Origin of the sequence: Streptomyces sp. NPDC057939, assembly GCF_042887545.1 — a bacterium.
Classification (GTDB): Bacteria; Actinomycetota; Actinomycetes; order Streptomycetales; family Streptomycetaceae; genus Streptomyces.
The window spans coordinates 261,001-273,690 of sequence record NZ_JBHVPG010000005.1; the positions used below are offsets into that span (position 1 = coordinate 261,001).

Here is a 12,690-nt window from a genome sequence, read left to right on the forward strand (position 1 = left end):
CCGACCGCGGGCTGCCGGTGGTGGTGGGACTGCTGCTCGGGGCCGCGCCGGTGGACGCCGCGGCCCGTCCGGATCAGGACTGCGCCGGAGCCCGACGGTCGGTGATCAGGTCCATGGGGTGGGGAGCGCCGTCCGGCACGGCGCCGGGTTCGCCGGCCAGCAGGCGCCGGAGCACCGCGGCCTTGCGGGGCCCGTCGATGCCGAAGCCGGCCGCGAACAGGCCGTCCGACGGACCGGCGACGTCCAGGAGCCGAACGACGACGTCGTCGCGCTGGAAGACGCTGCTGCTCACCACCGGGCTGGTCGGACGCTGCGCGGCCGCCTCGTCCTGCCGGGCCAGGAAGCGGGCCAGCAGCGGACCGCAGCCCGCCTTGGCGGGGTAGAAGAGCGCGTGCCTGCGCACATCCTGCGGCTCCCGCCGGGTGGCCGCCACGTGGTGGACGGCCGGCAGGGCCGCCCGCATGAAGAACATCCGGGCCGACTCCGGGTCGGTCAGGTCCCGCTCCTGCTCCAGGTACGGGTCCATCTGCTGCTCGACGGCCCGGATCTCGGGCTGCTTCGCCACGTGCCGCAGCGCCGCCGTCAGGTCGCCCTGCACCTCCACCGCCCGGACCACCCGGTTGCCGTACATGAACAGGGACGTGCGCAGCAGTCGGGTGTGCTCGTCGACCTGTGCGGCCGGTGAGGAGTAGGAGGACAGGATCTCGGCGACCTTCGCCTCGGTGCCCGGCTTCACCGTGAAGGTCAGCGCGTGGCGCACGACGCCCGCGCCCAGCCGGGGGGTGGTCTGCAAACGGCCGCCGAAGCCCTTCGCGGGGGCCTCGTAGCGCCGGCCGGTCTCCTTCAGGACGGTGAACTGCATCGGCCGCATCGTCCGTACGCAGGCGCCCAGCGGGCGGACCTGCTCGGTGTGCTCCTCGCTGTTCACCCAGGCGAGGTACTGCGGGGCGCTCTCCCACTCGCTGGTGATCAGCCACTGCTCGGGGTTCTCGAACGATTGGCAGAGCTGGTCGCCGAGGTGACCGGGGACCGAGGCGATGTCGTGCCGCAGCTGCTCGTAGGCCTCGAAGAACTTCTGTTGGACCCCTTCGTGCAGGTCCATCAGCAGGACGACCCGGAGCATGGAGCCGTCGAAGGCCGACTGCGACACCCGTTCGGACAGTGTGGTTGTCATCTGCTCACTCCTTCGTGAGGGCCCGGAGTCCGGCGCGAACGCGCTCACGTGCGTCTTCGGCGGCAACTGCCCGGGTCGATGGGGCCGGCGCCCCGCGCGATCGGGGACGGCGGGGCCGGGGGCCACCGCTGTCGCTCATCGTCATCCGCCCGGGTACGGATCGCTACATCTCCGGATCAAGCGGGTGACAAGCGGCGAATCACCAGGGCATCGGGGCTCATCGGGGGCATAAGGCGACCACTGCCCCCCAGACGAAACAGGAGCCCGCAGCTGATGGAAGAGCATGCCGATGTTCGCGTACCGGTCCTCGTCGTGGGCGGCTCCCTCGTGGGCCTGTCCACCTCGCTGTTCCTGAGCCGCCACGGCATCAGGCACCTGCTGGTCGAGAAGCACTCCGGTACCTCCGTCCACCCCCGTGGACGAGGGATCAACGCACGCACGATGGAACTGTTCCGGACGGCGGGCGCCGAGCCCGCCATCCGCAAGGAGGCCTCCGCGCTGGAGGCCAACCAGGGAATCCTGCAGACCCACGCGCTGATCGGCGGAGAGCACAAGTGGCTGATCAAGGCGGTCGACCCCTCCGGGGCCCTCGCCCGCTTCAGCCCGACCGGTTGGTGCCTGTGCAGCCAGAACAACATCGAGCCGGTCCTCGCCGCCCAGAGCCGCGCACAGGGCGCCGACGTGCGCTTCGCCACCGAACTGATGAGTTTCGACCAGGACGCCACCGGAGTGACCGCCCTGGTCAAGAACCGTGAGACCGGTGAGCACCTCACCGTCCGAGCGGACTACCTGATCGCCGCGGACGGGCCCCGCAGCCCCGTCCGGGAGGCCCTCGGCATCCGCCAGAGCGGCAACGGCGAGCTGTTCCACAACGTCAGCATCGTCTTCCGGTCCGAGAACCTCGCCGGTCTCCTCGGTGACCTGCGGTTCATCGTCTGCTACCTGATGCGCCCCGGCGCGGACGGCGCCCTGCTGCCGGTCGACAACGAGACCCAGTGGGTCTTCCACGCCCCCTGGCACCCGGAGACGGGCGAGACCCTGGAGGACTTCACGGAGGAGCGCTGCGTGGCGCAGATCCGCGAGGCCATCGGCGTGCCCGACCTGGACGTCGAGATCGGCGGAAAGGCCCCTTGGCACGCAGCCGAACGGGTGGCCGAGCAGTACCGCGTCGGTCGTGTCTTCGTCGTCGGTGACGCGGCGCACGAGATGTCCCCGACCGGCGCGTTCGGTTCCAACACCGGCATCCAGGACGCGCACAACCTCGCCTGGAAGATCGCGGCGGTGCTCAACGGCTCCGCCGGCCCCGACCTCCTCGACACGTACGAGGCCGAGCGCCTGCCCGTCGCGAAGGCCACCAGCGAGCGGGCCTCCGCCCGTTCGGCCGAGCACAGCCACCCGGGCTACGTACCGCCCCCCACCATGGGCGGCGGCCCCGGCAGCGGCGTCCTGACCACCGCCATGGGCTACGCCTACCCGAAGGGCGCGGTCATCGGCGGCGACACCGCCCGGCCGATCATCCCGGAGAAGATGCGCCTCGCCGGCGACGTCGGCACCCGCGCGCCGCACATGTGGCTGACCCGTGCGGGGGAGCGGATCTCCACGCTCGACCTGTACGAGACCTCGTTCGTGCTGCTCAGTTCGCCGGGCACGCCCTGGCGGGAGGCCGCCGGGAAGGTGGCGCGGGAGCTGGGCGCCCGACTGGACGCCTGGACGATCGGCTCGGCTCCCGACGCCGACCTGGTCCAGGCGCCCGAGGCCGACTGGGCCGCGCTGCACGAGCTGCCGGCCGACGGGGCCGTACTCGTACGCCCGGACGGGTTCGTGGCCTGGCGCGCGGAGGGAGCCGCGGCCGACCCGCGGGCGGCGCTGCTGGAGGCGATGACGCACCTGCTCGCGCGGTCCTGACCGACGGCGGGAGACTCAGGCGCAGGCCCAGCACCCCGACCAGCAACCGTGGCCCGTCGGCCGCGGGCGCGGGCGGCGGTGCTGGGCCTTCCCGTTGTCGGTGGGCGCCACTGCGGCCCGGCCCGCGAGGCAGGCGAACACGACCGCGATGGCGGCCAGTTCCTCGGGTTCGGCGTTCCCCCGGTGGACCCGGAGCAGGCTGGATATGGGGGCGTCGTTTCGCATCGACACGGCCTCTCAGCAGGAGAGTTCACCTCGTCGGGGCCCTCGGGACCCCGACGCTCACGACGCTACGAGCCCCCCGTCGGCCTGTCGTGCCGGGGGGCTCCGTCCACACCCATCCGTGCGACACGCCCGGGCGGTCGGACCCGGCGCCGGGCAACCGCCACAAGGGTGAAGGGGCGGTGTTTCAGCGCAGACCGAGCTTCACCCACTTGGCGGCGCTGGGGACGCCGCGGCCGTCGAGCAGGAACAGCATGTAGTAACCCGGCGGCGCGTCCGCCGCGGACGGCGGGGTCCGCAGCCCGATCGTCTCGCCCCGCACCCCGGTGACGCGCAGTTCCAGGTGGCGCTGGCTGGTGTTCACCGCGTGCGTCACCGTCGTCGGGGCCAGCAGCACGACCCGCCGGACCGCGGCGGCGGACCGGCTGCGCACCTCGAAGACCGTGTCGTGGGCCAACTCCCCGCCGGGAACCCGGTCGAGCGAGGGCCGGGGGCCCCGGTGCAGGTAGGCGGGTTCGTAGAGCTCCACGCTGCCGTCCATGGCGTCCCCGATGTCGGGGTCGTTGGCGATCTGCTGGAGCTCGTCGCCCGTCACCATGACCCGGCCGTCGGGCATGACCAGCGCGTTGGAGTGGTAGCCGCGGGGGAGCCGCTGGGCCGGGCCGAGCCGCCAGTGGCCCCGCGCGTCGCGCAGTTCCGTCTGCCGGTACTTGAGGTCGGCCTTCGGGTTGAACGGCCCGTTGCCGTAGTCCCGCGTGCTCAGTGCGCCGTTGACCGTGAGCAGCGTGGCGTCCGGGAGGATCAGCGTGTCGTCCTGGGTACGGCCGAACGCCCTCGGTTGCTCCGTGGTCCACCGGCCCCCCGCGAGCCGGTAGGTGTGGGGGTCGTGCGGGTCGCCGCCGAGGACGAGCACGGAGTCCGGACCGCGGAACCCGGCCGGGAGCGGCACGGCGGACCCGTAGCCGCGGAAGTCCGCCGGACGCCGCGGCAGGTCGCGGCGGGTCTCCGCGACGGGATCGAACAGCCACTGCTGGTCGGCGTCCCGACCCAGGCCGTAGATCATGCCGTCCCGCAGCGAGAACAGGTGCGGATAGTCGTTGCGGAAGGGGGCGTCGACGCCGAACCGCTCGGCGGCGACGTCCAGCGGGATGTCGTACGGCCGCCAGGGCACCGGCAGGCGTTTCGCCGGGAAGCGCTCCACGATCGGCGTGGGGGTGCCCGTACCCCGCTCGGACTGGCCCGACATGATGATCTGGCGGCCGTCCGCCCCCGTGACCACGGAGGGGTACCAGCGGCCCGCGACCATGTCGCGGTTGCGGTACCAGGTCTCCGTCCACGGGTCGAAGACGAAGGACAGCTTCGCGCCGCTGCCCCCCTTGCCGCCCGTGTTGCCGCCGAACACCGCGAGCATGCCGTTCGGCAGGAAGGCGTGCCCGGCGCAGAAGAACGGCGCGGGGCGCGGCACGTGCGTGCCGTCGGGCATCAGGACGGTCGGCGGCCGGACCTCCTTGAACGCCCTCGGGCCCGTACCGCGGGTCGGATCCCACAGGTAGGCGCGGCCGGCGTTGGTCGGGCCGATGCGGTCGGTGGGACCGGTCTCCTTGGTGGGGTCGGTCTCGACGCGCTCGAAGGAGAACAACAGCACCTTGCCTGTCGGCAGCTGGGCGAGGTGGACGCCGAAGTCGGGGGAGGGGAAGAAGTCGGTGAACCGCCCCGACTCCGACGCCACGAACGCGGTGTTGGCGCGCGCCTGCGACGCCCGCAGGGACTCCAGGCTCGCGGTGCGGGTGGCCTGCGGGTAGCCCGCGGCGCCCGCTGCCGCCGCGCGCCGACCCGCGTGGGCGCGGGCGTGTTCCTCGCCGAGCAGGGCGACCTCGTCGGCCGCCGGCGCGGCCGCCGCGCCGGCGCGTGCGAGGGACCGGCCGGGGACGCCGCCGTGGGGGTGGCCGGCGGAGCGGTCGCCCGGACGGTCGTGGGCCGGGGGGGAGCCGAGGTCCGCCGGGGTCCGCCGAGGCCGGTACGGCCAGCGTCGTCGCGACCGCCAGAGCGGAGAGGAACACGCCTGCGGATCGCGTGGCGGACCGGTGTGCTCGGGACATGCCTCTCCTCGGTACGACGGCCGGGACGGGACGCCCATGCTAGAAGAACCAGGACAAACCGCCCCGTTCGACGCGAGGTCACTTCCCGGGGCCGCCCGGTCGGGGGACGGTCGGCCGCTCCGCCGGTACCCGCGCCCCGCCCGCCGGCGGCCTACGCCTCCCGGCCCTCCCGCGCACCCCGGATCGCTTCGACCAGGCCGGTGACGAGGCGGGCCCGCTCGGGCATGGCGTCGACGACGAGGTACTCGTGGTCGGCGTGGGCGCCGCCCCCGACCGCGCCGAGGCCGTCGAGCGTCGGCACTCCGAGCGCCGCCGTGAAGTTGCCGTCGCTGCCGCCGCCGACGGCCACGCCCTCGATCCCCGGCATCAACCGCCTGGCGACCGCGAAGAGTTCGGCCGACGCGGTCTCGGGCATCGGGGGGCGGCCGATACCGCCCTCGACGGCGATCGACGCCCCGTCGAGGTGGGGGGTCAGCGCGGCGAAGGCCGATTCGATGCGTTCCTTCTCGTCCTGCGACTCGATCCGAACGTCGACGATGACGGTCGCCTCCGCGGGGACGACGTTGTCCAGGGTCCCGGCGTCGGCGACGGTCGGGGTGACGGTCGTGCCGATGTCGGGCCGGCCGAGCGCCGCGATGCCCAGGACCTGGTGCGCGGCTTCGACGAGGGCGTTGACGCCGGCCGCGGGTTCCAGTCCCGCGTGCGAGGCGCGCCCCGTGATGGTGACCCGGAAGGTGCCGCAGCCCTTGCGTCCGGTCTTGAGGCCGCCGCCCTCGGCGGCGCCCTCGAACACGAGCACGGCGCCGCAGGCCAGGGCCCGTTCCTCGATGAGCGCGCGGGAGGAGTGGGAGCCGACCTCCTCGTCGGCGGTCACGAGGACCTCGACGCCCGAGAGGTCCTCCAGCGCCGCCAGCCCGTGGACGGCCTGGACGAGGCCGCCCAGCATGTCGAAGACGCCGGGTCCGGTGGCGTGCCCGTCGGTGACGGCGAACGGGCGGCGCGCGAGGGTGCCGAGCGGGAACACGGTGTCGTGGTGGCCGAGGATCAGGACGCGGGGGGTGCCGCCGCCGGACCAGTGGACGTGCGGACCGGCGACGCTCTCGACCAGGACGGCGTGCCCGCCGAGGCGCCGGTCGAGGAGGGAGGCCACCGCTTTGGCGGACGCGGCCAGCGCGTCGGTGTCGCGGGAGGGGGACTCGGTCTCGACGAGTGCCCGGAGGTCCTCGATCATCGCGTCAACGTTCACATCGACGGTCTTCTGCGTCGTCATCCCGCAAGAGTACTGCCGGTCCGTGCGGAGCCCGGTGGGCTCGCGGCGCAAAAAAATAGCCCCGGACGAATTGACGTCCGGGGTATGCGCCTGCGTATATTCGTTGTTTCACGTCTCGCTCGCGCGGTGTTTATGGCGAGGGCGTGAAGAAGCTTTGCAGTGGCATCGTATCGCGTCGGGAGTGGAATTGTCAAACGTGGAACTTGAAAATGAGCAGCAATTCATCACCCGGCTGTACGCGCGTCTCGAAGACCTCCGGGACCAGGCCGAACGGGCCGTTCGGGCGGCCCTGAAGGAGGGCGGCAACGGGTTCCAGGCCCGTATGGAGCGCGATGTCGTCGTCGCCGAACAATCCGGGGTGCTTTCCGCACTGAACTCGGCCGAACACGGTCTCTGTTTCGGTCGGCTGGAGTTCACCGACGGCCGCGACCACCACATCGGCCGTATCGGAATCCGGCAGGACGACGCCGAACGCACGCCGCTGGTAATCGACTGGCGGGCCGAAAGAGCACGCCCGTTCTACCTGGCGACGGGGCACGTCCCCATGGGGCTGCGCCGCCGCCGTCACATCACCACCAGGGGGCGCGAGGTCACCGCCCTGCACGACGAGATCCTCGATCTCTCCGACACCGAGCGCACCGGCCACGAGGGGGCCGACGCGGACGCCGTCCTGCTCGCTGCCCTCGACGCCGCCCGGACCGGCCGCATGCACGACATCGTGCGGACCATCCAGGCCGAGCAGGACCGCGTCATCCGCTCGCCCCATCAGGGGGTCCTCGTGGTGGAGGGCGGCCCCGGTACCGGGAAGACGGCCGTCGCCCTGCACCGAGCCGCCTACCTCCTCTACGCGTACCGGGACCTCCTCGCCAAGCGCGGCGTGCTCATCGTCGGACCGAACCCCGCCTTCCTCGGTTACATCGGGGAGGTGCTGCCCTCCCTCGGCGAGACGGGCGTGCTCCTCGCCTCGCCCGGCGACCTCTTCCCCGGAGTCCACGCCACCGGAACCGACCGCCCCGGCGCCGCCGCGGTGAAGGGCCGCGCGGCCATGGCGCAGGTCCTCGCACGGGTCGTCGAGGACCGCCAGACCCTGCCCGAGGGCATCCCGGCGGGCAGCGGCGAGGACAACGACCTGGTCCCGGAGCCGGCCCTGGAGATCGACCACGACGACTACGGCACCCTGCTGCTGCACCGCACCATGGCCCACGAGGCCCGCGACCGGGCCCGCGGCACCGGCCTGCCGCACAACCTCGCCCGCCCCTACTTCGCCTTCGCCGTCATCGACGCCCTCACCGCGCAACTCACCGACCGGCTAGGCGCCGACCCGTACGGCGGCCCCAACCTCCTCGGCCCGGACGACGTGGCCCAACTCGGCAAGGAGATCGCCACCAGCTCCGAGGTGCACGCGGCCATCGACAGCCTCTGGCCCCCGCTCACCCCCCTCGGCCTGATCGCGGACTTCCTCGCCGATCCGACGCACCTGCCGTCGGACGAGGCCGACCTGATCCGCCGCCCCGGGGGCGAATGGACGCCCGCCGACGTCCCGCTCCTCGACGAGGCCGCCGAACTCCTCGGGTTCGACGACACCGCCCAGCGGGCCGCCGAGGAGCGCGACCGGCTGGAACGCGTCGCATACGCCCAGGGCGTCCTCGACCTCTCCCAGGGATCGGACTCCTACGAGTTCGAGGACACCGAGAACGAGTACCTCGCCGCCCACGACATCATCGACGCCCAACGGATGGCGGAGCGTCAGGAGGAGGCCGACCACCGCACCACGGCCGAGCGCGCCGCCTCCGACCGGACGTGGGCCTTCGGCCACGTCATCGTCGACGAGGCGCAGGAACTGTCCGAGATGGCGTGGCGCCTGCTCATGCGCCGCTGTCCCACCCGGTCCATGACCCTGGTCGGCGACCCGGCCCAGACCGGCGACGAAGCGGGCTGCGGCTCCTGGCGGAAGATCCTGGAACCGTACGTCGGCGCCCGCTGGGAGCGCGTGCGCCTCGGGGTCAACTACCGTACGCCCGCCGAGATCATGGAGGTTGCCGCCGCCGTGCTCCGCGCCCACCTGCCCGGCTTCGAGCCCCCGCGCTCCGTGCGGTCCACGGGAACGCCGCCCCGGGTCCGGGTGGCGGACGACGTCGCCGCCGGCGTCGCCGAGGCCCTGCTCGCTGCCACCCCGGCCGAGGGCCGGCTCGCGGTGATCGCGCCGCGCCCCCTGCACGACGCGCTGGCCGCCGCGCTGCCCGACGTACGGGCGGGCGAGGAGCCGGACCTGACGCGTCGGGTGGTCCTGCTCGACCCGCGCCAGGCCAAGGGGTTGGAGTTCGACACCGTGATCGTGGTCGAACCCGCCGACTTCCAGCCGAGCGACCTGTACGTCGCCCTCACCCGGGCGACCCAGCACCTCGACGTGGTCCACACCGGCCGCCTCCCGCGCGGGTTGTCCGACGCGCAGGGGGGCGTGTAGGGCCGATCGGCCACCGCCACTCGGGGGAGTGGCCGGTTTCCAACACCTCCGGGGAGCGGTGCTCTCGTAGTGTGGAGCGATGGATGTAGTAGACATCAAGAGCGCCGCGCGGGACTTCGGCGCCGATCCCCACTCCTTCTACGCCGCGCTGCGCGCCGTCGGGCCCGTGCACGAGGTCAGCGGCATGTCCCTCATCACCAGTACGAACTGGCTGGTCGTCGGCTACGAGGAGGCCCGCCAGGCGCTGAACCACCCCGACCTGCTCAAGGACTGGCGGACCTCGGGGATGTACCCGGACCTCGTGACCACGGCGGCCGGCGCCAACATGTTGGAGTCCGACCCGCCCCATCACACCCGCCTGCGCCGCCTGGTGGCGCGGGAGTTCACGGCCCGGCGGGTGGAGGCGATGCGGCCGCGCGTCCAGCAGATCACCGACGAACTGCTGGACGCGATGGCGGCCCGACCCGAACGGTCCGCCGACCTGATCGAGGCGCTGGCCTTCCCGCTCCCGATGACCGTGATCTGCGAACTGCTCGGCGTGCCCGACCTCGACCGCGAGCGCTTCCGGCAGTGGTCCAACGCCGTCGTCGCGCCCGTCGCCGTCGACCTGCACTCGACGGTCCAGCAGCAGCTCAGCGCCTATCTCGCCGACCTCATCGAGTCCAAGGCCAAGGCTCCCGGTGACGACCTCCTCAGCGCGTTGATCCGCACCCGCGACGAGGACGGCGACTCGCTCTCCCCGGACGAACTGATCGGAATGGCGTTCCTGCTGCTGATCGCCGGACACGAGACCACCGTCAACCTGATCTCCAACGGCCTGCGCGCCCTCCTCGACCACCCGGACCAACTGGCCGCGCTCCGGGCCGACCCCGACGGCCTGCTGGGCGGCGCCATCGAGGAGATGCTCCGCTACGACGGCCCGGTGCAGAACGCCACCTACCGCCATGCGGCCCGGGACGTGGAGCTCGGCGGGGCGGTCATCCCCGCCGGCGCCGTGGTGTTCGTCTCCCTGGCCGGAGCCGACCGGGACCCCGCGCGTTACCCGGAGCCCGACACCTTCGACATCCGCCGCGGCCCGCAGGGGCACTTGGCGTTCGGCCACGGCCTGCACTTCTGCATCGGCGCCCCGTTGGCCCGACTGGAGGGCCGCATCGCCCTGGGCGGACTGCTGGAACGCTTCCCCGACCTGGCCCGCGACGAATCCGGCGACCCCCTGGAGTGGCTGCCCGGCACCCTGATGCACGGCACGACCCACCTCCCGGTGCGCTGGTAACCCCTGCGCCGTACCGGCCTCCGCAGGGTGAACGGCGGCCGCCGCGGACCGTTTTGGATTGGTGCGGGATCCTCAATACGATCCGGCGATGATCACAACAAAACGGCTGGCGGCCGCGACCTGCGGCCTGCTCGTCGCCCTCAGCGCGGGACTCCTCCCGACGACCGCGGCCGCCGCCGACGGACCCCGCAAGGAACCGCCCAAGGTCGAACTCGTCCTCGACGTCAGCGGTTCGATGCGGGCGACGGACATCGACGGGCAGTCCCGGATGGCCGCCGCGAAGCAGGCCTTCAACGAGGTCCTCGACGCGGTGCCCGAGGACGTACGGCTCGGCATACGGACCCTCGGCGCCGGCTACGCGGGTGAGGACAAGGCGCTCGGCTGCAAGGACACCGCGCAGCTCTACCCCGTCGGACCGCTGAACCGCACCGAGGCCAAGACCGCCGTCGCGACCCTCGCCCCGACCGGCTGGACCCCCATCGGCCCCGCCCTCCTGGGCGCCGCCCAGGACCTGGAGGGCGGCGACGCCACCCGCAGGATCGTCCTCATCACGGACGGCGAGGACACCTGCGCCCCGCTCGACCCCTGCGAAGTGGCCCGGGAGATCGCCGCGAAGGGCATCCACCTCGTCGTGGACACCCTCGGCCTGGTCCCGGACGCCAAGACCCGCGCCCAGCTCACCTGCATCGCCGAGGCCACCGGCGGCACCTACACCTCGGTGCAGCACACCGCCGAACTCTCCGGCAGGGTCAGACAACTCGTCGACCGGGCCGCGGACCCCGTCGTCACCCCGGTGGCCACGGAGGGCGCCAAGAGTTGCGAGAACGCCCCGAAGCTCGGGGCCGGCCTCTACTCCGACCGCGAGACCTTCGGAGAGCACCGCTGGTACCGGGTCGAGGTCCGTCCCGGACAGGAACTGCGCGCCTCCGTGAGCATCGGGGCGGACCGCGCCGTCAACCGCGACTACGGGATCCTGCTGCGCGCGACGACCGTCCACGGACGGGAGATCGTCCGCGGATCGGAGTCCGGGGACGGCCGCACCGACGTCATCTCGACGGGCCTGCGCCACCCCAAGGCAACCCTGGACAACGCCGACGGGGACGCCGGGACGGCACCCGAGACCGTATGCCTCCAGGTCAGCAACTCCTTCTCCGCGGGTCCGGCCGTCAAGACCGCCCCGGGCATGCCCGTCGAGCTGACCATCGACGTGGTCGACGGTCCCGACGACGCGTCCGACGTGGCGTCCTTCGGGCTCGGTCGCGGCTGGTGGCTGCTGGCCGTGCTCGCCCTCACCGGCCTGCTGGCGGGCCTGGTATGGGGCTGGATATCGCGCTGGCGCATCTCCGTCCGGAGGACCAACTGATGCGTACCGTAAGGACTGTACGGACACCCGCCGCCGCGCTGCTGGCCGCGCTGGCCCTCGCCGGGGCCGCGGCCCCGGCCACCGCGGCCCCGAGCCCGACCCCCACCCCGAGCGCGTCCGGCGACTCCGCCGGCCCGACCGAGGCCGGCACCGGCTTCCGCACCGCGACCGCCTTCCGGCCGGGGGAACGGGCCACCGCCGCCGCCTCCACCGGGGACTACCTCTACTGGGTGCTCCCGGTCGACGCCGGCCAACGGGTCACCGTACGGGCGACGGTGACCCTGCCCGAGCCGGCCCTGCGGCACGGCCCGGCCACCTGGCAGCTGGACGTCTACGACGGACTGCGCCGCCGCCAGGCCTGCACCTACGGGACGCAGACGAAGGCGGCGGCCAAGGAGGCCGGGACCGCCGAACTCTCCTGCACCCTGCGCACGGTGCGTTCCGGCGCCGAGCCCTGGGCCAACGACCCCCTTCCGGGCAGCTACTACGTACGCCTGACGGTCGTCGGCCTGCCCGAGGAGGACCTGGGCCTGCCGGTCAAGGCGCAGGTGGAGGCCGACGTCAAGGACGAGGGCGGCGCCGTGGCCGTGGACGCCGCCCTGGCCGAACCGCTGGTCCCCGGCATCGCGGGAGCCTCGGAGGAACAGCGGACGGCGCGCGCGCCCGAGGGCGGGTGGTCCGGTGGCTGGTGGTCCGACCGCTGGGTCTGGACCGCCGCCGGCGGGGTGCTCGCCGCCCTCGCGGGAGTCCTCGGGTACTCCCTCACCCGCGGCTCGGGCCGCCCCGCGGGCACCCGAACCGCCGCCTGAGCGGGTGCCGCCGCGTCCCCGGGCGCGGCGGTACCCGACCAGGGAGTTGATCACCGGACACGGAGCGTGGGCTATGTTGGAACACGAGTGACGTGAGAAGGAGGCCCGCCG

Annotated in this window: 9 protein-coding genes; 5 read left to right on the top strand and 4 right to left on the bottom strand. The window is 73.0% G+C overall.

Going from position 1 to position 12,690, the window contains the following annotated elements:
• Positions 1–73: 73 nt before the first annotated feature.
• Complete coding sequence (locus ACFVS6_RS08870) at positions 74–1,174, bottom strand: SchA/CurD-like domain-containing protein (RefSeq protein ID WP_389701968.1); 1,101 nt, start codon at positions 1,172–1,174, stop codon at positions 74–76.
• Positions 1,175–1,447: 273 nt separating this feature from the next.
• Between ACFVS6_RS08870 and ACFVS6_RS08875 the strand changes: the two genes are divergently transcribed.
• Positions 1,448–3,079 carry an FAD-dependent oxidoreductase gene (locus ACFVS6_RS08875; protein WP_389701970.1) on the top strand — a complete coding sequence of 544 codons (1,632 nt, stop codon included), beginning with the start codon at positions 1,448–1,450 and terminating at the stop codon, positions 3,077–3,079.
• Positions 3,080–3,094: 15 nt separating this feature from the next.
• On the opposite strand, the gene ACFVS6_RS08880 is transcribed toward ACFVS6_RS08875, so the two are convergent.
• The 3 genes from ACFVS6_RS08880 to ACFVS6_RS08890 form a co-directional block, all read right to left on the bottom strand.
• Positions 3,095–3,304 (bottom strand): acyl-CoA carboxylase subunit epsilon, encoded by a 210-nt coding sequence (locus ACFVS6_RS08880; RefSeq protein WP_389702067.1) that lies wholly within the window; start codon positions 3,302–3,304, stop codon positions 3,095–3,097.
• Between the two features lie 184 nt (positions 3,305–3,488).
• Entirely contained in the window at positions 3,489–5,438 is a 1,950-nt protein-coding gene (locus ACFVS6_RS08885; RefSeq protein ID WP_389701971.1) for a galactose oxidase-like domain-containing protein, read from the bottom strand.
• 113 nt (positions 5,439–5,551) lie between these two features.
• Positions 5,552–6,670 (bottom strand): M20 family metallopeptidase, encoded by a 1,119-nt coding sequence (locus tag ACFVS6_RS08890; RefSeq protein ID WP_389701973.1) that lies wholly within the window; start codon positions 6,668–6,670, stop codon positions 5,552–5,554.
• A gap of 187 nt (positions 6,671–6,857) precedes the next feature.
• On the opposite strand from ACFVS6_RS08890, the gene ACFVS6_RS08895 reads away from it, so the two are divergent.
• From ACFVS6_RS08895 to ACFVS6_RS08910, 4 genes are all read left to right on the top strand, one after another.
• Positions 6,858–9,134, top strand: coding sequence for a HelD family protein (locus ACFVS6_RS08895; RefSeq protein WP_389702068.1), 2,277 nt, complete (start codon positions 6,858–6,860; stop codon positions 9,132–9,134).
• Between the two features lie 79 nt (positions 9,135–9,213).
• A complete protein-coding gene (locus ACFVS6_RS08900; protein ID WP_389701974.1) occupies positions 9,214–10,407 on the top strand; it encodes a cytochrome P450 in 1,194 nt (397 codons plus the stop codon).
• Between the two features lie 88 nt (positions 10,408–10,495).
• Positions 10,496–11,770, top strand: a complete 1,275-nt coding sequence (locus ACFVS6_RS08905) for a VWA domain-containing protein (RefSeq protein WP_389701976.1) — start codon at positions 10,496–10,498, stop codon at positions 11,768–11,770.
• A complete protein-coding gene (locus tag ACFVS6_RS08910; protein WP_389701977.1) occupies positions 11,770–12,579 on the top strand; it encodes a hypothetical protein in 810 nt (269 codons plus the stop codon). Before ACFVS6_RS08905 ends, ACFVS6_RS08910 begins: the two co-directional genes overlap by 1 nt.
• The last annotated feature ends 111 nt before the right edge of the window (positions 12,580–12,690 follow it).

Excerpts from the sequence above, each read along its gene's own strand:
- ACFVS6_RS08870 (WP_389701968.1), bottom strand. The coding sequence starts at position 1,174 with ATGACAACCACACTGTCCGAACGGGTGTCGCAGTCGGCCTTCGACGGC.
- ACFVS6_RS08875 (WP_389701970.1), top strand. The coding sequence starts at position 1,448 with ATGGAAGAGCATGCCGATGTTCGCGTACCGGTCCTCGTCGTGGGCGGC.
- ACFVS6_RS08880 (WP_389702067.1), bottom strand. The coding sequence starts at position 3,304 with ATGCGAAACGACGCCCCCATATCCAGCCTGCTCCGGGTCCACCGGGGG.
- ACFVS6_RS08885 (WP_389701971.1), bottom strand. The coding sequence starts at position 5,438 with ATGGGCGTCCCGTCCCGGCCGTCGTACCGAGGAGAGGCATGTCCCGAG.
- ACFVS6_RS08890 (WP_389701973.1), bottom strand. The coding sequence starts at position 6,670 with ATGACGACGCAGAAGACCGTCGATGTGAACGTTGACGCGATGATCGAG.
- ACFVS6_RS08900 (WP_389701974.1), top strand. The coding sequence starts at position 9,214 with ATGGATGTAGTAGACATCAAGAGCGCCGCGCGGGACTTCGGCGCCGAT.
- ACFVS6_RS08905 (WP_389701976.1), top strand. The coding sequence starts at position 10,496 with ATGATCACAACAAAACGGCTGGCGGCCGCGACCTGCGGCCTGCTCGTC.
- ACFVS6_RS08910 (WP_389701977.1), top strand. The coding sequence starts at position 11,770 with ATGCGTACCGTAAGGACTGTACGGACACCCGCCGCCGCGCTGCTGGCC.